Source organism: Thermostichus sp. MS-CIW-40, from assembly GCF_054058315.1.
In genome coordinates, this window is the sequence record NZ_JBSSAC010000027.1 from 1 (window position 1) to 18,897 (window position 18,897).

Below are 18,897 nucleotides of genomic sequence, written 5' to 3' on the forward strand. Positions count from 1 at the left end.
TAAACAGAAAGATCAACTGGTAGTAATCCGTACTGAACATATTATACATTATTTTCAGTATAGTTGAGCTTATTATTGACTAGAGTCATGCTCTCACACCCACTGCCCATGCTTTCCGACTCTAGACCCACTCTAGATCAGGTGGCCGCTCGCCACAGTGGGACGGAGTCCATAAGATCCGGCCTCAACTGCTGGGATCGACTTGATCGACTTGGCCTATTTTTGGAGGAGCTTGAGAGATCGCGGATCTCCTGCTGCATTTTCCGCATTTCTTGAGGCATCTCCCGCAGCTCCTCTTGGGCTTGATCCGTGCAGCGCTCGATGGCGCGGGTGCGCCTGTCAAAGCCGGCGACGGTCAAGTTTTTGGATCCCTCTCTGGATCAACCTGGCCAGAACCAGAAGGGAATCTGTTTGGGTTTAAAATAGCGGGGCTGCAGACTTTCCCACCAAGCGCTCATGAACCTACCCAGCTTACTCTGGCCGGATCCCGACGGGATCCCAGTGCCCTCTCAACCGGGGATCCTTGGCATTCTGGCTTCCGGCAATGGCAGCAATTTCGAAGCTATTGCCCAAGCCATTGAGGCTGGGGAACTGCAGGCCCAGATTGCTGTGGTCATCACCAACAATCCCAAAGCTTATGTGCGGCAGCGGGCCCAAAAGCGAGGGATCCCTTGCGTTTTGCTCGACCACCGAGACTACCCCCGTCGCGAAGATCTGGACGCCGCCATTGTCCAGGTGCTCTGGCAGCATCACGTGGAATGGGTGATCATGGCCGGGTGGATGCGCCTGGTTACCCAGGTGTTGTTGTCCGCCTACCCGGATCGCGTCTTGAACCTGCATCCCAGCCTGCTGCCCAGTTTCAAGGGCCTGCGTGCCGTTGAACAAGCCCTGAAGTGCGGTGTGAAAATCGCCGGCTGCACCGTTCATCGGGTCACCCTGGAAATGGACAGTGGCCCCATCGTGGCCCAAGCAGCCGTGCCGGTTCTGCCCGAAGATACTGTGGAATCCCTTTACCGGCGCATCCAGACCCAGGAGCACCGCCTCTACCCACTGGCCATCCGCGTCTGCCTGGCAGAGGGATCCCTGCTACCCAAGTCTTCGGGGAAGCTGCACAATTGAGGTTAAGTCCAACGCTGGCGCATCCCATGGCCGAGATCCCGCCTCTCCTCGTCTTCGATAGCCCGGTGATCCTGGCCGGTCGTCTGGCTCTATGGCAAGAGTGGGCTCGATTTGGGGTGTGTGTGCTGCCGCAGGCAGTGATGGCCGAGCTAGAACGCCTGAGCCGGCAGGCTATTGATCCCCAAGAAGAATCGACAGCCCGCGAGTTTTTGCGCCACTGGCCCAGTCTAGGGTTTGCCGTCTCAGAAGCCCGTGCCCTGGTGGGTGGTGCTGGTGCCGGCGATCAGTCCATGAGGGTACGTTTGGAAGAAGCGATTGCCGAATGCGCCTATGCCCTGGCCCAGCAGCAGCCGGGAACGCTGGTGGTTTTGGTCAGCAACGACCGGCCTTTGGTGGGGCGAATTCAGGGTCTGGGTCTCAACAACCTCTGTGCCATCTCTCTGGCAGAGCTGAACCGGTGGATGCGTCAGCAGCAGCGCCCTCAGGCTGTGGTTATGGCTTTGAATCGGTTACCAGGGCCACCCATTCCTGCCGCCCAGTTGACGTCCTCTACCCTCGCTCCACCTGCCCGTCCCTTGAGTTCCTCTCCAGCTTCCGGGAACCCCCCCGCCCAGGCGCGGCAGCGGTCTGGAGCTGCTCAGGTGGGGCCGAGCACAGCCCGCCTCTGGCCCTTTTTGAAAAGCCTACAGAATGCCCTTGCGTTGTTGCTGGCCCTGGTTTTCCTCTCGGCAACCGGGTTGCTGGCCTGGCGCCTGCTCGATCCAGAAGGAAGTGAAGGGATCTGGCAGCGGCTACCTCTCTCTTGGATCCCTTGGATTCGGGATCTATAGCCAGTTATTCCGAACCAACTTAAGACCCTTTCCGGTCTTCAGCCGGCCGCAGTCATTTTATAGTCGTTTCAGTTATTTCAGGTTAGGGTGAGACTCCTGGGCTGCTGATCGCGCCAGCGGGACGGAGTCCTTGAAAAGCCCTCTGGCCCTGTGCATTTAACGTTTGTTTTAGTGTTGTTTTAGGTGTGAGTGCAGTGTCCTAGTTGGAATGAAACGACCGTAATGAGGAATGAAACTGTTCCGTCGCATTGCCTAGGGGTGGTCGCGGAAGCGGCGTGGAAGGCTTGGGCGGCACCGCTGAGCAGTTGGGAAGCGTCTTAACCTAACTTGAAATGACTACAATGGGATCGACTCCAGCTCTTCTCCCAAGATGGGATCCCTGAAATACAAAGTTTGCTGCCAACCAGGATGAATTGGGTTTTGGCGCAGGTCAGCAGTGACGGGATGGCCAAAGTTACTGCTCAGCAATTGTAACGTTAAAGCCCTTATTTTTCAGGGTTTCCGCATGATAGCGGGCATACTCCAGTTGCTTAAATGCTGCCAACTGCACAAACTTCTGGCCATTCACATCTTTGACAAAGGCCCCATCAGAAACTTCTCGAGCACGTGCCAAGCTCTCATCTCCCGAGTAGGTAGTGAGCACCAAGAAGGTTCCCTCGCCGCGGTTCGGCCCCAGAGAGTCTACGCTGTTGTCGCTTAGGGGCACCACGTTCTGGGATCCCACAGAGGTAGGCGATGAAGGTTGGGACGGGCGCTCCAGGCTGGCTGCCAACTGCTCCACCGTTTGCAAGCTGGGGGGAGAGGGTTCCTTGGAAGCCAAGGCCAAGTCGGTCTGCAGGCTGTCCAGCAGGTTAGGAACGCCTTGAAGAGGATCCACCTGTACGTCCTTCAAGTCCGGGGTGGCCGTCAAGCCCAGCGCCAGCCGATCCGGATCCAAGCCACCGGAATAGAACTCCTCTCCCACCTGCCCTTCCACCGGTTCCAGTGGGATCAGGGGCAACTGGGCCAAATCCAGCTGGGCAGGGATCCCTTCTTCCGCCCTGTGGGCAGCGCTTTGGGGCAGGGACAGTTCTTCCGGCCAGATCAGCCAGCGCACCCCAAAGCCAATCCCCGCGCAGGAAAGCACCCACAGCAGCAAGACCCAGAGGGGCGAAAAGGATCCCCGTGGCATCTCTTCCTCTTCCAAGTCTTCCACCACCTCTTGAATGAGCACAGGTGAAGGGCGCTGTACAGAGCTGGTATTCCCAAGCTGACCTGCTCGTGGGGGCGGGACAGAGTCCATGCGCTGCAAACGCTGCCAGAGGCGGAATCGCTCCAGTTCTTTCAGCACATCCAAATGCAGATGGCTCAGCGCCTCCTGAAGAGCAAGTTGAGGAACTGGATGTGAATGGGACTGCTGTGCCGGAGACAGGGGTTGGGTAGGGTCTGGGGGAAGCGGAGAAGGACTCATAGACAGCCCACACTCAACTTGATGTAAAGTCGGAGAGCAAACAATGCCGATCCACTGTTACAGCCGGAAACAGCCTAACAGGAGAACCCACCTTGGGAACAAGGATTGCCAGCGCCCCATACCTTGCCATAAACCACCATGCCACAGGGCTATGGCAGTCTTCTAGGGCTTTGCCTCCAGATAGAGGGCACGCACATCTGTCGGTAGGTTCTGAAGCAAGATCTGGCGGGCAGAGGCAACGATGGCATCCACGTCTTCTGGGGCGAGGTAATATCCGTCAGCCTTGAGTTGGTCGGCAATGCGAACCGGTGACCAGCCAAACCGATCCCGCAGCAGCAGAATGAAGCGCAGATCCCCCGGCAAGGTATCCAAACCAGCAGTCAAATAACAGGCCAGTGCCGGTGAAAGAGAGGACTTCGCCCCGCCTCTGGTGGAGTTGAGGCCGTGAGAAGCTTGAGGGTGGGTGGGGATCCCATCCAAGGATTGGATCAGCTCACGGGTTTGCTCCGCCAGCCAGGGTCGCAGCACAGGATCCCCTTCGCCAGCCGCTTCTCCCACAAGGCTGTGGACATCTAGGCGCTGCAGGCGCGGGTAAAGCCGCAACCAAACCTGCTCTCGATAGGCAGCCCATTGCTCTGGCGGCAGATGCTCGGCAAGGATCCCGTCCACCCACTGGCAGTAGCGGCAAAACAGGCCGATGAAGTAGCGGGCCACCTCCGGCTGCCGTTGAAAGGCCCGCAGCAACTCCAGATCGCTGTAATGGGCCACCCCCCGCACGATAGGGGCGTTGCATTCGGGCCAAAAGGCGGTAGCTTCGGGCATGAGAATTTCTCCCGCAGAAAAATCCCTAGCTATTCTCCAGGATCTCCCGGCAGGCGGATAACAACTGCTCCTGCTCCGGCAGGGTGCGCAGGCCAATGCGCAGGTAGCGATCTCCCAGCTCGGGAAAACTCAGGCAATCCCGCACCAGAATCCGGTGCCGCTGCAGCAGCGCCCGCTGAATTTGCGTGGCAGAGCCAGGGCAGCGCACCAACACAAAATTGGCTTGACCAGGCCAGGGATCCCAGCCGGGCAGCGCTTGCAAACCCCTGAGCAAATGCTCTCGGGCCACGGGTAGCCAGGCCAAGGTGCGCCGGCGGAAGTCCTCATCGGCCAAAGCTGCCGCCACTGCCACTCCCGCCAATCCGTTGACGCTCCAGGGATCCCGCCACTGCCGCCAGCGCTGCCAGTGATCCGGGTGCCCCACCGCAAAGCCAATGCGCAAGCCGGGCAGGGTGAAAAACTTGGTGAGGGAACGGATGACGATGGTGTTGGGATGAGCCGCCAGGTGGGGGATCAAGGTTTGGCTGCGGGGCATTGCCGACGAGCTGGAGTTTGAGCTCAGGGTGGGCTCCCCCGGCAAAAAGTCCATAAAAGCCTCGTCCACCACCACCCGGTCGAACTGGGCCAGGAGAGGCAGGATGTCTTGCTGCGGGATGAGCTGGCCCGTCGGGTTGTGGGGGTTGTTCAGCCAGAGCACCCGGCTTCCCTTGCCTGCCGCCGGAAGGGGTTCCTGCAGAAGGGTAAAACCGGCGGATCCCTGGCCGGGGAAAAAAGGCAGCGGCTTGATGGTCGCCCCTGCCGCCCGCAGAGCCCGCGCATAATCCCCAAAAGCAGGCTGGGGCAGCCATACCTCCCGCCCTTGCGCATCCCGGGCTGCCCAGGTGAGCAACTCCGCTGCCCCATTGCCCACAAAGATCCACTCGGGATCGACGGCCCAATGGTTGGCTAAACAGATGCGCAACTCCCGATAGTCGGGATCCGGGTAGCGGCTGATTACAACCGGGTCTGCTGCAGACAGCGCCTGAGTCAGAGCTTGCAAGACCGATTCCGGTGGGCCCAGCGGATTCAAGCTGGCCGAAAAATCCAGAATCTCCTGGGGAGAGCAGCCAGCGATTGCTGCTCCCCAAGCCCAATTGCCACCATGTCGAGGCTGCTCCACGCCCTACCCAGCAGCCGAGTCCCAACCCGGCGAAATTAAGATTTCCCCCCTGCTACTGCTTCGCGGAATGACTTGCCCGCCGTAAAAGTGGGGACGATGCTCTCTGGGATCACCATTTTTTGGTTGGTTTTCGGGTTGCGACCTTCCCGCTCTTTGCGCTTGCGAGCCTCAAAGGAGCCGAAGCCCACCAGGGTCACCTTCCCCTTGGGTTCACCGTTTTCATCGCGGGATGCGACCTCCTCGACAATGATCTCCAGTGCGGCGGAAATGACAGCCTCCGCTTCTTTTTTGGTTACATTGGCGCGATGAGCGACGGCATCAACAAGTTCTGCCTTGTTCATCCTGATCTCCTTTTGAGTTAGGCAATAAAGTTAGAGCGTTCCCTGGATCGCGGATTCGCTCAGGCGTTGCAGAGCGGCCACGGCCCAGAGTGTTCTCAGTGTGTGGGAGCGGGGCTTGCCCTGCAATGCGCCAAGGCGCCACTGGCGCGAATGGCAGGATTGTGGCAGTTGAGCTCCAAATCACTGACATATTCTACAGCTAAGTTAGGGCAGAAGCCTGCTGGGCAAGGGGTTTTAGGGGATCTTAACGCAATTTTCTGGGAGACAAGAGACTGCATATACCCAGTTGGCTCGGATCCGACAGAAAGCTAGGGCTCACGACTCGGGTCGGAAGTAGGCCCGCATCACCTCTCGAAAGATGGGAGCGGCCCGTGATCCACCCCCACCGCCGCTGTTTTCCAGAAAGACCACGACCACCAATTCGGGCCGGTCGTAGGGAGCATAGCCAACATACCAAGCGTGGGATCGCCGCGGCGGATCCTCTGCGGTGCCGGTTTTACCAGCCGTTGGGGGAAATCCTGGCCCCAGGTTGGCGTTGCCGCCAGTGCCGTAAACCACGACATCTCGCAGCCCCTGCTGCAGGATCTCCAGGGTGGCAGGGGAAAGACCTACCTTTTGGCGCACCTTTTGGCGCAGCGGCACAGGGCTTTCCGGGATCACCTGGTGCGAGAGCAAGGGGCGCACCCGCCAGCCCCCATTGGCCACTGCCGCCGTTACCACCGCCATTTGCAGCGGCGTAGCGGTAATAAATCCCTGGCCGATGGACATGTTGACCGTGTCGCCCACATACCAGGGCTCGCGCCAGTGGCGCTGCTTCCACTCAGCATCCGGCACCAGACCCGCGGCTTCCCCTTTGAGGCCAATCCCGGTCAGTTGTCCCAACCCAAAGCGGCGCGACCATTCTTGCAAGGGGGCAGCCTTGGTGCCGAGGGCGATTTGGTAGAAAAAGGTGTCGCTGCTGTAGGCCATCGCCTGCCGGTAGTTCAGCCGCCCGAAGCCGGCCCGGTTCCAGTCCCAAAAGCGCCACCCTCCCACCTGGATGTAGGGGCCGGTCTGCAGCACCGTATTCGGGGGAAAGGCTCCCGACTCAATCCCGGCAGCGGTGGTGATGATTTTGTAGGTGCTGGCGGGGGGATAGGGCCGCAGGCCGCGGTTGAGGAAGGGAAAATCCTGCTGCTGCAGGCTCTCCCACTGGGCTTGGGTGATGCGGCTGGAAAAGAGGTTGGGATCAAAGGTGGGATAGCTGGCCATGGCCAGGATCGAGCCATCGCTGGGATCCATGGCGATCACCGCTCCTTTTTGCTGGCCGAGGGCTCGCTCTGCCGCCTGCTGCAGCCGCACATCCAAAGTGAGCTGCAGGGTGTTGCCCGGTTGGGGCGCTTGTTCCCCCAGCACCCGCAGCACCTCTCCCATGGCGTCCACCTCCACCTGTCGCCCGCCCCATTGGCCGCGCAGATGGTTCTCGAACAATTCCTCCACTCCCATCAGGCCAACGATATCCCCCAGGCGATAGCTGGGATCCGCCCGCAGTTGTTCCTGCGAGATCTCGCCGGTATAGCCCAGCAGATGAGCGGCCAAGTCGCCGTGGGGATAAAACCGCACCGTCTCCGCCTCCACCATCACCCCCGGCAGCTCGCGGCTCATCTCCTCCAGTTGAATGACCACCTGGGGGCTGGCGTTGCGCAGGATGCGCACGGGAAAAGGGGAACGATATCCAGCCTGTTCTAGCTTTTGGGCGATCTCCTCAGGGGCGATGTTCAAGTAGTCTGCCAACTTGGGGATCATCTCCTGCCAGCGCTGCCGCGACTGCACCAGAGGCCAGAGGAAGACCGAGTGGGACAATCGGCTGCCCGCCAGCAATACACCGTTGCGATCCACAATGCGCCCGCGTTCTGGCGGCTGGGGCAGCAGGCGAATGCGGTTGGTATCGGCCAACTGGCGGTAATACTGGGTGCGCGCCAACTGCAGGTAGGCCAGACGGGATCCTAGCCCTCCGAACAGCAGCAGGCTGGCCAGCAAGAGCAAGACAACGGCCCGATAGCCTTGCCCCACCGTTTTGGTCGGCAGGGATCCCAGCCAACGAGGACTACCGCCGTCCGGCGGGGGTGGGGGAAGCACCCGGCGAGGGGCAGGCGGCCTGGAATGGGGGGAGAACAGGGCTTTTGGATCCCGTCCGGTCAAGGTGTGGGGGCTTCGCGTGGCGTCGCTGACAGGGTAGAGTTTGGCCATGAACTTGCCACATGAACTTGCCAGAAGAATTGCAACCGATACACCCAAAATCGAGAGGAGATGCCCGCTCTTGGGCGGGCCCTCTCAGCATCCATCCAGTATCCCTGGCTCTGGCAAGCCTCGTCCAGGAGTGGCAGCGTGGATAGAGCAGAACAACAGCGGCTACGCCAGGCTGCCTGGCTGATGGTGGGCAATGGCCTGCGCCTGGGGTTGTCCGGGGCCTATTTCATCCTGTTGGCCCGTCTGTTGGGGCCGGAAGCCTTCGGGGTTTTCTCTGCCATCTTGGCCTGCAGCAACCTGGCCGCCCCGTTTGGCTATTTGGGCCAATCGGAACTGCTGATCCAGCGCCTCAGCCGGCAGGGATCCCCGACTTGCACCCAGGGGGTTGGCCCCAGCTTATGGCTGGCGGGATTGGGCTGTGGGGGGATGGCGCTGGTGTTGTGGCCCCTCTTGAGCGTTTGGCTGGCCGGGACGCCGGCAGCGGTGGTGGGGGTATTGCTCTTGAGCGATCTGCTGTTCGTCGCAGTGCCAGAGGTGTACAGAGGGATCCTGGTTGGGCGAGAGCAGGTTGCCGGCGTGGCCCTCATCGACACCGGCATGGCGCTGGGGCGATTGGGGGCAGTATTGCTGGCGGTGGCCTTGGGCTGGGGATCCCTGGTGCAATGGGCCATTCTGTACGGCCTGATGGTGTTGGTCGTGCTGCTGCTGATCGCGAGGGGGATGGGACGGTGGAGCGAGCCTTCTCTCCCCTTGGCCCTGAGCTGGCGAGATCTGCGGGAACGGCTGACAGCGGGCTGGGACTTTGCGGTGGGGCTGGCCGCGGTGAAAACCTTCACCGATTTGGACAAGCTGCTCTTGCCCCGTTTGGCCTCAGCAGCAGCGGGGGGTCTTTACAGCGCTGCCTACCGGGTGATCAACTTCTCGCAAACGCCGATGATTGCTCTGCTCACCAGCCATTTTGCCGAGCTGTGCCGCCAAGGGCAGAAGGGCCTTCCGCAAGGCTGGCGCTACGCCTGGCAGCTTTTCCCTTGGGTGGTGGGCTACGGCAGTTTGGCTGCTCTGGGGCTGGCCCTGGGATCCTACGGGATCCCCTGGGTGCTGGGATCGGCTTACCGGGAAACGGCCCTCATCCTGCGCTGGCTCAGCCCGGTCATTTTGCTAGAGGGGATCCACCTTTTGCTGTCTCACCTGCTCACCGGGGCAGGGTTGCAAAAGCCCCGCAGCCGTCTGCAACTGATGGCTCTGGGGCTGAATGGGCTGTTAAACGGGGCTTGGATCCCAAGGTGGGGTTGGCAGGGGGCGGCCCTAGCGACCTTGCTGTCGGAGATGGCCTTGGTGCTGGCTTTGCTGCTGTTGATTGGGGGGCGATTGCACGCTCTGCAGAGATCTGGGCCTAGGGAGCCTTAACAATTTTGTAGGTGGCTTTGGCATCGGGGCCGAAGGTGATCACATCCCCCGACTTGAGCTGGTGGGTGGTCAATTTCTGGCCGTTGATCAACAAGCCATTGGTGCTGGGGCGACCTTCCAGATCCCCATCCAAAATGCGGTAGCAATATTCTCCCTCTCGCTCGGCGGGAATCCGCAGCAGCATGGCGTGGTAGCGGGAGGCATACTGAGAGTTGAGACAGATGTCGTTCGCCAAGTCCCGACCGATGAAGTATTTGGCGGATCCCAGCACCTGGGTACGGCGGCCATCTCGGTCTTCCACGATCAAGATGTGCTGGTGGGTACCGGAAGGAGAAGGCGCAGATTCAACCATACTTCCGCTGTCAATACCAGTGTTTAACCGTACCTCAAACTATACCGAAGTTTAGCCTTCTTCCTGCTATCGCTGGGTCTGCAGAATCGCTCATCCAGCGCCCCAGAACTCTCGACCGATCCAGTGGGCTAGCGAGGAACATTCTGGAGCAATGAGCCGACCCATCCGGGGAAGAGGGTGTAAGCTCCTACCGCCCATTGGGCCATGCCCACCACCACCTCTGACTTGGACTGGCGAGCGGCATCCCAAATGGCTTCGGCAACTTCTTCCGGCTGGCTGACCCAAAAACTCTCCAGCGCCTGTTGCATTTGCTCGCGGGCTTTGCCACCTGAGGTTTGGGCTTGGCTGTCGGGAGAGGACGCTGGCCCCACCTCATCCAGAAAAATGGCTCGCTTGAGGAAATTGCTGCTGACGATGCCCGGATGGACGCCAATTACCTGGATCCCTTGGGGTTGCAGTTCCAGACGCAGCGCTTCTGTCAGCCCACTGACCGCGTACTTGCTGGCACAATAGGCGCTCATCTGGGGCAGGGGCATTTTGCCGCCAATGGATCCCACGTTGATGATCTGGCCTTTTTTGCGCTTCAACATGTCGGGGAGCACGGCTCGGATGGTGTGGAGGTAGCCCCAAAAGTTGACCGCCATCAAAGCCTGCCAGTGTTCCAGGGTAGTTTGCAAAAAAGGGCCACTCATGCAGATACCGGCGTTGTTGATCAGGCAGTCGATGCGGCCATAGCGTTCCAGAGTTCTCTCCACCAGGTTTTGCACCTGTTCTGGCTGCGTGACATCGGTGGGAACGGCCAAGACCTCGGCGTTGAGGCTTTGCTCTAGGTCGATGGCCGTTTGCTTCAGGGTTTCGGCAGTGCGGGCAGCCAGCGCCAATCGGTAACCCCCACGGGCAAAGGTAAAGGCAGTAGCTCTGCCGATGCCTTCAGAAGCGCCTGTAATTAAAACAACATCGGCCATCCTGCTTCTCCGCAAATCTGGACTGGGATCCCTCTACCTGTTGTAGCTTCTCCGAGAGTTAGGGATCCCTGCTTGGCTGAGGGCTTAAGATACTGAACAATAGCGAGGATAGGGTGTATGGCCTCTACCTACTCATTTGACATCGTCAGCGATTTCGATCGGCAGGAACTGGTGAACGCTGTGGATCAAGCCCGACGGGAGATCAAACAGCGCTACGACCTCAAGGATACTCAGACGGAAATTGAGCTGGAGGAGGGATCCCTGACCATCACCACCGCCAACGACATGGCCCTCAACTCCATTCGGGATCTGCTTCTTACCAAAGCGGCCAAGCGGGGTCTATCCCTGAAGATCTTCGACTTCCAACCCCCAGAGAGCGCCGGCGGCAACCGAGTGCGCCAGGTGGTTCACCTGAAAAAGGGCATTGATGCCACACTGGCCAAACAGATCGCCAAGCAAATCCGCGACAACTTTAAGAAAGTGCAGCCTGCCATTCAAGGGGATCTGGTGCGCGTTTCCGGCAAGGATAAAGACGAGCTACAGGCGGTCATTCAAATGCTTAGGCAGCAGGACTACCCGGTGGCGCTGCAATTTGTCAACTATCGATAGGGATCCTCTGGGCTTCCGTATCTTTCCCCTCAACCCCTCTTGCAAGATTAGAGATCTCAGGATCTGTGAAATGTTGGGTTTAATGGCTGCTGGAAATGGTGATGGCCTACGCTCCTCAAAGCTTGAGTTTTCGGCCAATTGGGATAGGGGGCTCTGGTGAGAAATCTTGTGAAAGTAACCGTCGGAATCAAGCCAGCAAGTCTCTGAGAATCTCATTGGAAAATAGCCAGCCATCGGGCGGAATCAGCCGTAGCCGGCCTGCCTCACAGCTGGCCCATCCCTTCTCAAAATAGGGATCCAGCTTCTCCAAAGCTTGCTCGACCTTTGCCCGGCCAAAACGCTCTTGCAAATGGCCCAAATCCAGACCTTCCTTTAGACGCAACCCCAACATCAAAGTATCCATCCAAACTTCCTCTGGGGATGCTTCAGGAGGGAGAGGGTGGACTCCGACTTTCACCTGCTCGAAGTAGTGGTAAAGGGTTTTGGGCTGCTGAATGCGCCGTCCCCCCTCGTAGCCGACGGATCCCATGCCAAAGCCAAAGTAAGGGCGATTTTTCCAGTACACTCGGTTGTGGCGACAGGCGTAGCCGGGGCGGGCAAAATTGGAGATTTCGTAGTGGATGTAGCCCGCTTCGGTGAGCAGCTCCCGCGCCATTAGGTACATGGCAACTGTGGTTTCCTCGCTGGGCAAAGGTGCTGCTCCCGGTCGGTACATCCGACCAAAGCGGGTTCCCGGTTCAATCGTCAGATCATAGACGGAGACATGGGTGGGGTTAATCTCAAGAACAGCTCGTAGAGACTGCTGCCAGTGTTCCAAAGTCTGGTAGGGCAGCCCAAAGATCAAATCCAGGTTGAAATTCTCAAAGCCCGCCGCCTGCAAGTCGGCCACGGCTTCGTAAACTTCCTCCACTCCATGCAGGCGACCACAAGCGGCCAGCAGCTCTGGCTGAAATGCCTGTACCCCTAGGCTGATGCGGTTGACCCCCAGCTCCCGGTAGCCCGCCAACTGCTCCCGCGTCAGGGTGCCGGGGTTGGCCTCCAGAGAAATCTCGCAGTCGGGATGAAACGGGATCCTCTCCCTCAATTGAGTCAAGATCCGCCCCAGTTGCTCCACCGTCAGCAGAGAAGGGGTGCCACCCCCGAAAAAAATGCTGGTCAACGGTCTGGGATCCCCGGCCAGATGGCGGTAGCGGTAGGCGCCGCCGATCTCCCGGCAGAGCATCTGCACGTAGGTTTCCATCAACTTGCGGGTGCCCAGGCCGGTGGCAAAATCACAGTAGTGGCAGCGTTGCCGACAAAAAGGGATGTGCAGGTAAGCCGCCTCAGGCCAATCAACCTGGTCGCGACAGGGTTGCGGAGCAGTACCGGTCGGAGTGGGATCGTGCGAAGCAATTGCCACAGCCATGAGTCAGCTCAAACGGGTTAGAACCACTATACTGATAGACTCCTAAACTCCTCACGAGAAGGGATCCCATGGGGACTGTACGCCTGGCGGTGATCGACTATGAGGCGGGAAATCTGCATTCGGCTTGCAAAGGGCTGGAGCGGGCCGGAGCTGAGGTGCAGCTAGTAACAGAGCCAACTGGACTAGCGGCTTTTGACGGCATTGTCCTGCCCGGCGATGGGGCCTTTGACCCAGCCATGCAGCAGCTGCGGGCGCGGGGCTTTGGGAAAGCGATCCGGGAAGCTGTGGAGCGGCAACAGCCTTTTTTAGGCATTTGCCTTGGGCTGCAAGTTTTGTTCGAAAGCAGCGAAGAGGGAACAGAGCCAGGGCTGAGCATTGTGCCTGGACGGGTGCAGCGCTTTCGACCGGAGCCGGGCTTGCGTATCCCCCACATGGGCTGGAACCAGTTGCACCTTACCCAACCCCAATCGCCTCTTTGGGCAGGGATCCCGAATCAAAGCTGGGTTTACTTTGTCCACTCCTACCACGCAGTGCCCAATGACCCAAGCTGGGTGGCTGCTACCACCCAACACGGCAGCCAAACCTGTGTAGCCGCTATTGCCCGCGGCACCTTGTTTGCTACCCAGTTTCACCCAGAAAAGTCCGGCCCCTACGGCTTGAAGATGCTGCGCAACTTTGTCGAGTTTGTTGCCCGTTGTTCCCCCTTATCTGCTCCCAGAGCCTAGTGCCCCATGAACTACTGGCTGATGAAATCTGAGCCCAGCGTTTACAGCATCTGGGATCTGCAGCGGGAAGGCCAAACCCTCTGGGATGGCGTGCGCAACTACCAAGCCCGCAACTATCTAAAAGCCATGCAGGTGGGGGATCGCGCCTTTTTCTACCATTCCAATGCCGAGCCACCCGGAATTGCCGGTTTGATGGAGATCCTGGAAACCCACGTGGTGGATCCCAGCCAATTCGACCCTGCCAGCCCCTACTATGATCCCAAGTCCACTCCAGCAGATCCCCGGTGGTACACGGTGCGAGTGCGGTTTGTCTCAGCCTTTGGGCGATTGATCCCTTTGGCTGAATTGCGAGACACCTTCACCCCAGAGGAGCTGGAAGTAGTACGACGGGGCACGCGACTGTCGGTCATGCCGGTTGCCGAAGGGGTGGCGAAACGATTGCTGGCGCTGACGGGAGTTTCTACGCAGTCTCCTCTATGATGGGCGAGGCCAACCTGAGTGGGGCCAATTTGCGTGGCGCCGACCTAAGTGGGGCGGATCTAACGGGGGCGGATTTGCGAGGGGCCAATCTGTCGATGGACAACCTAAAGAGCGCTTTTCTGGAAGGGGCAATCTACAGTGCCAACACCCGCTTTCCCGCCGAGTTCGACCCAAAATTTGGAGGGGATGACATTGTTCGGCGCTGACCCCAGCTCACCGGCTTAAAATTCATGAGCCAAAGGCTGAGAGGCCCCAGCGCTGTAGGCTATCGAAGGCCGCGTAGGCCGTTAGATCCGGCTGCAGGGGCGTAATCGACACATAGCCCTCAGCAACGGCCCGCACATCCGAGCGGGGATCCACCCCCTCTTCCACCACCTCTCCTGCCAGCCAGTAGTAGGCCTTGCCGCGCGGATCCACCCGCTTCTCGTAGATATCGGTGTATTTGCGCCAGCCCAGAGGAGCTAGAACCATGCCGCGCATCTCGGCAGCCGACAATGGCGGCACATTCACATTCAACAGCATGGGCTCCCCCAAGGGCTTCAAGCTCAGTTTCTCCAGCAACGTCAGCACCACTTGCGCTGCCGGCTGAAAATCCTGATGGGTAAAGCTGGCCAGGCTCACCGCCAAACTGGGGATCCCTTCCAATAGCCCTTCCATTGCCGCCGAGACGGTGCCGGAGTAGAGCACATCCGTGCCCAGATTGGCTCCCTGATTGATGCCGGAAATCACCCAATCGGGAGGACGATCCAATAGCCCGTCCAGACCTAACTTGACACAGTCGGAAGGGGTGCCCGAACAGGCCCAGGCCTGCACTTCTGGAGGAAATCCCTCCCGCACCGGATCCACCCGCAGCGGCTTGTGCAACGTCAAGGCATGGCCGGTGGCCGAGCGCTCCCGATCCGGACAGACCACCGTTACCTGGTGCCCCCCCAGCTGGGCCAGCGCTGCCGCCAAACACCGCACCCCTGCCGCCTGGATGCCATCGTCGTTGCTGATGAGAATATTCATCCCAGCCACCCCACACCCGCCCTTAGACATACACCAGTCTGACCCAATGATCTGCGCTGATCCCCCAGGTAGCCGAGTTCAGCGGCAGAATCTGAAAATTTACGGCTTCTTGGGGTTATTATTGGACGTAGCCTTTTGAACAATATCAGTAGGAACACAATGTCACCCCATGAGGTCAAGTGCCATTATGAAGCTAAGGTAAAGTAAACCCTGCGGTTTCCTTCCTCTTTGTATTTGCCTTCTTGTGTGTATCTTGCTGTTTCTCCATCCCCATCTTCCTAAGACTCCGTCCCGTTGACGTGTAGGTGCTCCGCACCGCCGGCGCGAACGCGGAAGCGTTGCATAGCCTACAGCCGGGTAAAGCTGGAAAGTCTGTAAAACCCATCAGGTCGCTCGAGCGACAGGAAGTTGATCTCATGTCACTTGTTTCCATCACATCGGCAACAGAGGCTCAGGAATGGCGTGAGCTTTGCCAGTGGGCCGAGGAGCACTACCGCTGTCGCACCTTTCCCAAAGACGTGCGCATTCCCACTCGTCCGGGATTGGTGTACATCACCCAAGAGGGAGTGGTGCGCCTGGTCAGCCAAACTCCAGAGCGGCGGGAGGTCTTTGTTGGGTTCATCACGGCTGGATTTCCTTTTGAGCTGAGCAACCCAGAGCGCTTTGAGTTGAAAGCCTGCACCCACGCCGATCGCACCACGGTGATGTGGTTTTACTGGCAGGATCTGGAGCAGTGGCCCTATCTGCACCAGAAGATTCAGGAAAACTTCCGCCAGCAACTGCAACGGAAGCTGCTGTGGTTGGGAAATCTGGGCCAACGGCGCGCCATCGATCGCCTCAAGGGCTTCTTGAGCCTGTTGATCGAAGAGTATGGACAGCCCTGTGAACAAGGGATGTATCTCCCCTGGCCCCTTACCCATGCCCAGATTGGGGATGCCATTGGGGCCACCCGCGTGACGGTGACTCGTCTTCTGGGATCCCTGCGTTCGAAAGGGTTTGTGCAGGTGCTGGATCAAAACTTAATTTGCATTCCCAACGGGGTAAAGCTCCAGCCCACTCCGAAGAAGGCGGCCAGCGCCTAACCCTGCTGTCTAGATGCTATCCAGAGTGTTATGCCTACAGCAGTCGGGAACTGCACTGCTGACGCGATGGGCCTGCAGCTCCACTACCGTACTTGGGGAAAAGGGATCCCCTCCCTCCCAATCTTGATGCTCCACGGCCATCCGGGCAATGCCGACTGCATGGCGGTATTTGCAGAGGCAGTGGCGGGAATGCACCCCTGTGTGGCGCCAGATCTACGCGGCTATGGACGTTCGCAGGTGGTGGATCCCTTTGAGATGCAGGATCACCTAGAGGACTTGGAGCGGCTGCTGGATCGCCTGGGCTGGCAGGCGTGTCTGGTGCTGGGCTGGTCTTTGGGCGGGATCCTGGCCCTGGAGTTGGCTTTGCGGCTGCCGCAGCGGGTAAAGGGTTTGGTCTTGGTGGCCAGTGCCGCCTGCCCCCGCAGCAACCATCCCCCCACCGATTTTTGGGATCAGGTCAACACCGGCGTTGCCTCGCTGCTCAACTGGCTTTGGCCCGGCTGGGAATGGAACATCGAGACCTTTGGCCGTCGCTCCCTTTACCGCTACCTGATGCAGCAACAGACCCCAACGGCCTATCGGTATTTGGCGCACATGGCCTTGCCCGCCTATCTGCACACCTCCCCCCAGGCTCGCCAAGCTCTGCGCGCCGCTTTGCAACGGGGCTACAACCGCGAGGGAGATCTGCACCGAATTCGCATCCCGGTACTGCTTATGGCCGGCGAGCGGGATCGCCACATCACCGCCAACAGCAGCCTGGCCACAGCCCGCGCCCTGCCCCACTGCACCTGCATTGTCTATCCCAACGTGGCTCATCTCTTTCCCTGGGAGATCCCCGACCGGGTGGGACAGGATCTGCGCCGCTGGCTCAGCGCTCAAGACTGGGCAAGTGGGATCCCGGTGGTTGGCTCTTCCGCTCCCTCTGCAGACAAGGCGGCAGAAGCCTGACCCTGGGCCAACTTCAGCAGCCGGGCAAAGGCCTCTTCCTCTAGATGGATCTGCTGCTGCTGTTGTTCTTCTGGGGTGCGCAGGCGCTTTCCCAACGGCTGTTGCAGCGTGCCCAAGAGCAACGGCTCGGAAACTCCCGGCTCGGGATGGATGACGGTGCGGGCCCGCAAGGTGAACACCGGCGAACCGGTGGAGAAGCGGCCCGGGGATCCCAAATCGCTGGCCGCCTGCTTCAGGGTGAGGATCAGTTGCTCTGGGGTGATATCCGGGCTGACAGCAATAACCGCTCGATCCGCCCCTTGGTCATAGACGGTGGTGTAGGGGGCAGCACCGGGAATGCGGGAGCGAAAGATCGGCCCCAAGCTGAGGGCAAAACATCCCGCCGTTAAAACCAGCGCAAACGCCGTGTAGCCCACCAGCGCAAACTTCAAGGGCCAATTGCGGATCCAGGCCAGCAGGGTGAGCACAGCCAGCAAGCCTGCTAGACCTAGCCCAATTTGGGTGGCAGAGGCAAAGAAAGATTCCAAAGTTGCATCCATGATTCCCCAGTTTAGCGGCTAGAGCTTCATCTCTAGGATGCAGGATGAGCCCGATTCTGGCTGCCCTATCTAAGGACTCCGTCCCGCTGGCACCCTGCTCCAGAAGGGCTTGGCTGGTTCTATCACCAAACCCCTGTGAGAAGAGGCAAGACGGATCAACCTACCAAACACAGAAAGCGGCGAGCCCTACAGATTTGAGGAGCATGGGCAAGGTCGGATTCGAACCGACACGGTTTCCCGCCGCATTTTGAGTGCGGTGCGTCTACCAGTTTCGCCACTCGCCCGACTTGGAACCATTATCCTACTGAACTGGCGAAACCTCGTCAACCAATCCCCCGAACTCTATCGGCGGCGGTCTTTCTCCAGTTGCTGGGCCTTTTGCCGAAGCTGGCGGGTTTGCTCCATCACCTCCTCCAGATCCTCGTGGGATAGCCGCTCGACGTAGTTAATTTTGATCTCTTCCAGCAAGTCTTGCAGGAGAGAGCGAATTTCTTCCGAAGCATGCTCCTGGCTGAGTTCCCGTGCCAAGACCTCACCAAACCGCTGCATCAGTTGCGCTGCCAGCTTGGAGCCGACGGGATCCTCGAAACTGCCCGTCAGGGTTTTGTAGGTGGTGGTGGTCAGCTCGTTGGCCAGGCGCTCCGTCAGTTGGCCAGGCAGGGATCCCAGGCCGGGAAGCTGTTCTAGAGTTTGCATGGCAGGCAACTGCTTGAGCAGGCCATCCAGGTTATAGCGGAGCAGTTGTTGCAATTCCGGTTGCACCTGGGGCAAAACGCGGTAGAGAACAATGCGAAAAACCAGGTTGGCAATCGCCTCCAGCTCGTTGGTGTTGTTGATATCAATGTAGTCGCGCTGGGTACGCGCTGCCGGCAGCAGGGGCAGGGATCCCCGCTGAATGGATACCTGGATTTGGTTGATCACCCGCACGACAATGACTTCCGTCAGATCCTCGGCGAAGTTGGTAACAAAGCCCTGGCTCACCTGGGCGCGTACCCGCTCCAGATCCAGCAACTGTGCTTGTCCCAGCCGGATGGTGACGGGGATCACCCGCAGCCAGCGCCAAAAGGGCAGCAGCAACAGCACATCGTACCAACGCCAGAGCATGGCATCCAGCCAATTGACGCCGGTGTAGCGGCGGCTGATGGCCACCGTGCGCAGCAAAAATTCCAGCCCAAACAGAAGCACGAAGGGAAAATCCAGCACCGGGAAAAAGTCAACGGGGTTACCGCTCTCACCAATGGGGCGGAAATAGTTGGTCTCAAAGAGGGGGCGCAGCCGGGTCTGGAAAAATTCAATTCCATCTGCGGGATCGGCGCCGGCCAAGTACTCAGCAGTCCAAAAGCGGGCAAAGGCGGCTCTGGCAGAGTCGGCTTCTGGGATGTGCTCCCGCATCAAATTGAGGATACGCACAAACTGGCCAGTTTTGT

General features: G+C 59.3%; 22 protein-coding genes and 1 tRNA gene. 9 read left to right on the plus strand and 14 right to left on the minus strand.

The window, feature by feature from the left end; genetic code table 11:
• Positions 1-137: 137 nt before the first annotated feature.
• Positions 138-359: a hypothetical protein gene (locus ACVWXF_RS09300; RefSeq protein WP_011432538.1), complete on the minus strand. Its 222-nt coding sequence runs from the start codon at positions 357-359 to the stop codon at positions 138-140.
• Positions 360-456: 97 nt separating this feature from the next.
• Here ACVWXF_RS09300 and purN point away from each other — a divergent pair, with 97 nt between their 5' ends.
• Positions 457-1,119, plus strand: coding sequence for a phosphoribosylglycinamide formyltransferase (purN, locus tag ACVWXF_RS09305; RefSeq protein WP_457474238.1), 663 nt, complete (start codon positions 457-459; stop codon positions 1,117-1,119).
• Positions 1,116-1,949, plus strand: coding sequence for a PIN domain-containing protein (locus ACVWXF_RS09310; protein WP_457474239.1), 834 nt, complete (start codon positions 1,116-1,118; stop codon positions 1,947-1,949). The genes purN and ACVWXF_RS09310 overlap by 4 nt, the downstream gene beginning before the upstream one ends.
• Before the next feature lie 336 nt (positions 1,950-2,285).
• Here ACVWXF_RS09310 and ACVWXF_RS09315 read toward each other — a convergent pair whose 3' ends face one another.
• From ACVWXF_RS09315 to mrdA, 6 genes are all read right to left on the minus strand, one after another.
• Complete coding sequence (locus tag ACVWXF_RS09315) at positions 2,286-2,417, minus strand: hypothetical protein (protein WP_414373289.1); 132 nt, start codon at positions 2,415-2,417, stop codon at positions 2,286-2,288.
• Positions 2,404-3,279: a hypothetical protein gene (locus tag ACVWXF_RS09320; RefSeq protein WP_457474240.1), complete on the minus strand. Its 876-nt coding sequence runs from the start codon at positions 3,277-3,279 to the stop codon at positions 2,404-2,406. Before ACVWXF_RS09320 ends, ACVWXF_RS09315 begins: the two co-directional genes overlap by 14 nt.
• 282 nt (positions 3,280-3,561) lie before the next feature.
• Positions 3,562-4,221, minus strand: a complete 660-nt coding sequence (locus tag ACVWXF_RS09325; protein WP_457474241.1) for a hypothetical protein — start codon at positions 4,219-4,221, stop codon at positions 3,562-3,564.
• A 25-nt stretch (positions 4,222-4,246) separates the two neighbouring features.
• Positions 4,247-5,380 (minus strand): threonine-phosphate decarboxylase CobD, encoded by a 1,134-nt coding sequence (gene cobD / locus ACVWXF_RS09330; protein WP_457474242.1) that lies wholly within the window; start codon positions 5,378-5,380, stop codon positions 4,247-4,249.
• Positions 5,381-5,415: 35 nt separating this feature from the next.
• Positions 5,416-5,721, minus strand: coding sequence for an HU family DNA-binding protein (locus tag ACVWXF_RS09335; protein ID WP_414332065.1), 306 nt, complete (start codon positions 5,719-5,721; stop codon positions 5,416-5,418).
• Positions 5,722-6,036: 315 nt separating this feature from the next.
• Positions 6,037-7,950, minus strand: a complete 1,914-nt coding sequence (mrdA, locus tag ACVWXF_RS09340; protein ID WP_457474243.1) for a penicillin-binding protein 2 — start codon at positions 7,948-7,950, stop codon at positions 6,037-6,039.
• A gap of 138 nt (positions 7,951-8,088) precedes the next feature.
• Between mrdA and ACVWXF_RS09345 the strand changes: the two genes are divergently transcribed.
• A complete protein-coding gene (locus tag ACVWXF_RS09345) occupies positions 8,089-9,357 on the plus strand; it encodes a lipopolysaccharide biosynthesis protein (protein WP_457474244.1) in 1,269 nt (422 codons plus the stop codon).
• Here ACVWXF_RS09345 and ACVWXF_RS09350 read toward each other — a convergent pair.
• Together ACVWXF_RS09350 and ACVWXF_RS09355 are read right to left on the minus strand one after the other, a co-directional pair.
• Positions 9,344-9,709: an FHA domain-containing protein gene (locus ACVWXF_RS09350; protein WP_457392632.1), complete on the minus strand. Its 366-nt coding sequence runs from the start codon at positions 9,707-9,709 to the stop codon at positions 9,344-9,346. The genes ACVWXF_RS09345 and ACVWXF_RS09350 overlap by 14 nt on opposite strands.
• 128 nt (positions 9,710-9,837) lie before the next feature.
• Positions 9,838-10,674: an SDR family oxidoreductase gene (locus ACVWXF_RS09355; RefSeq protein ID WP_414416261.1), complete on the minus strand. Its 837-nt coding sequence runs from the start codon at positions 10,672-10,674 to the stop codon at positions 9,838-9,840.
• 117 nt (positions 10,675-10,791) lie between these two features.
• Here ACVWXF_RS09355 and ACVWXF_RS09360 point away from each other — a divergent pair, with 117 nt between their 5' ends.
• On the plus strand, positions 10,792-11,283 hold the full coding sequence (locus tag ACVWXF_RS09360) for a YajQ family cyclic di-GMP-binding protein (RefSeq protein WP_011432526.1): 492 nt from the start codon (positions 10,792-10,794) through the stop codon (positions 11,281-11,283).
• A 187-nt stretch (positions 11,284-11,470) separates the two neighbouring features.
• On the opposite strand, the gene hemW is transcribed toward ACVWXF_RS09360, so the two are convergent.
• Positions 11,471-12,688, minus strand: coding sequence for a radical SAM family heme chaperone HemW (gene hemW / locus ACVWXF_RS09365; RefSeq protein ID WP_457474245.1), 1,218 nt, complete (start codon positions 12,686-12,688; stop codon positions 11,471-11,473).
• A gap of 68 nt (positions 12,689-12,756) precedes the next feature.
• Here hemW and hisH point away from each other — a divergent pair, with 68 nt between their 5' ends.
• From hisH to ACVWXF_RS09380, 3 genes are read left to right on the plus strand one after another with little or no spacing between them, the layout of a single operon-like run.
• Positions 12,757-13,413 (plus strand): imidazole glycerol phosphate synthase subunit HisH, encoded by a 657-nt coding sequence (gene hisH / locus ACVWXF_RS09370; RefSeq protein WP_457474246.1) that lies wholly within the window; start codon positions 12,757-12,759, stop codon positions 13,411-13,413.
• Positions 13,414-13,419: 6 nt separating this feature from the next.
• Complete coding sequence (locus tag ACVWXF_RS09375; RefSeq protein ID WP_457474247.1) at positions 13,420-13,893, plus strand: EVE domain-containing protein; 474 nt, start codon at positions 13,420-13,422, stop codon at positions 13,891-13,893.
• Positions 13,890-14,099: a pentapeptide repeat-containing protein gene (locus ACVWXF_RS09380; protein WP_414328915.1), complete on the plus strand. Its 210-nt coding sequence runs from the start codon at positions 13,890-13,892 to the stop codon at positions 14,097-14,099. Before ACVWXF_RS09375 ends, ACVWXF_RS09380 begins: the two co-directional genes overlap by 4 nt.
• A 22-nt stretch (positions 14,100-14,121) precedes the next feature.
• Here ACVWXF_RS09380 and surE read toward each other — a convergent pair whose 3' ends face one another.
• Positions 14,122-14,901 carry a 5'/3'-nucleotidase SurE gene (gene surE, locus ACVWXF_RS09385; RefSeq protein WP_414343411.1) on the minus strand — a complete coding sequence of 260 codons (780 nt, stop codon included), beginning with the start codon at positions 14,899-14,901 and terminating at the stop codon, positions 14,122-14,124.
• A gap of 416 nt (positions 14,902-15,317) precedes the next feature.
• Here surE and ACVWXF_RS09390 point away from each other — a divergent pair, with 416 nt between their 5' ends.
• The gene (locus ACVWXF_RS09390; RefSeq protein ID WP_011432518.1) at positions 15,318-15,983 is read left to right on the plus strand and encodes a Crp/Fnr family transcriptional regulator; all 666 of its coding nucleotides are present in this window, start codon (positions 15,318-15,320) and stop codon (positions 15,981-15,983) included.
• A 30-nt stretch (positions 15,984-16,013) separates the two neighbouring features.
• Positions 16,014-16,931, plus strand: coding sequence for an alpha/beta fold hydrolase (locus ACVWXF_RS09395; protein WP_457474248.1), 918 nt, complete (start codon positions 16,014-16,016; stop codon positions 16,929-16,931).
• On the opposite strand, the gene ACVWXF_RS09400 is transcribed toward ACVWXF_RS09395, so the two are convergent.
• The 3 genes from ACVWXF_RS09400 to ACVWXF_RS09410 form a co-directional block, all read right to left on the minus strand.
• On the minus strand, positions 16,859-17,470 hold the full coding sequence (locus tag ACVWXF_RS09400; protein WP_457384888.1) for a Ycf51 family protein: 612 nt from the start codon (positions 17,468-17,470) through the stop codon (positions 16,859-16,861). The genes ACVWXF_RS09395 and ACVWXF_RS09400 overlap by 73 nt on opposite strands.
• 204 nt (positions 17,471-17,674) lie before the next feature.
• Positions 17,675-17,754 (minus strand) — tRNA-Leu (locus tag ACVWXF_RS09405).
• A gap of 58 nt (positions 17,755-17,812) precedes the next feature.
• On the minus strand, positions 17,813-18,880 hold the full coding sequence (locus tag ACVWXF_RS09410) for a hypothetical protein (protein ID WP_457384889.1): 1,068 nt from the start codon (positions 18,878-18,880) through the stop codon (positions 17,813-17,815).
• Positions 18,881-18,897 lie beyond the last annotated feature (17 nt).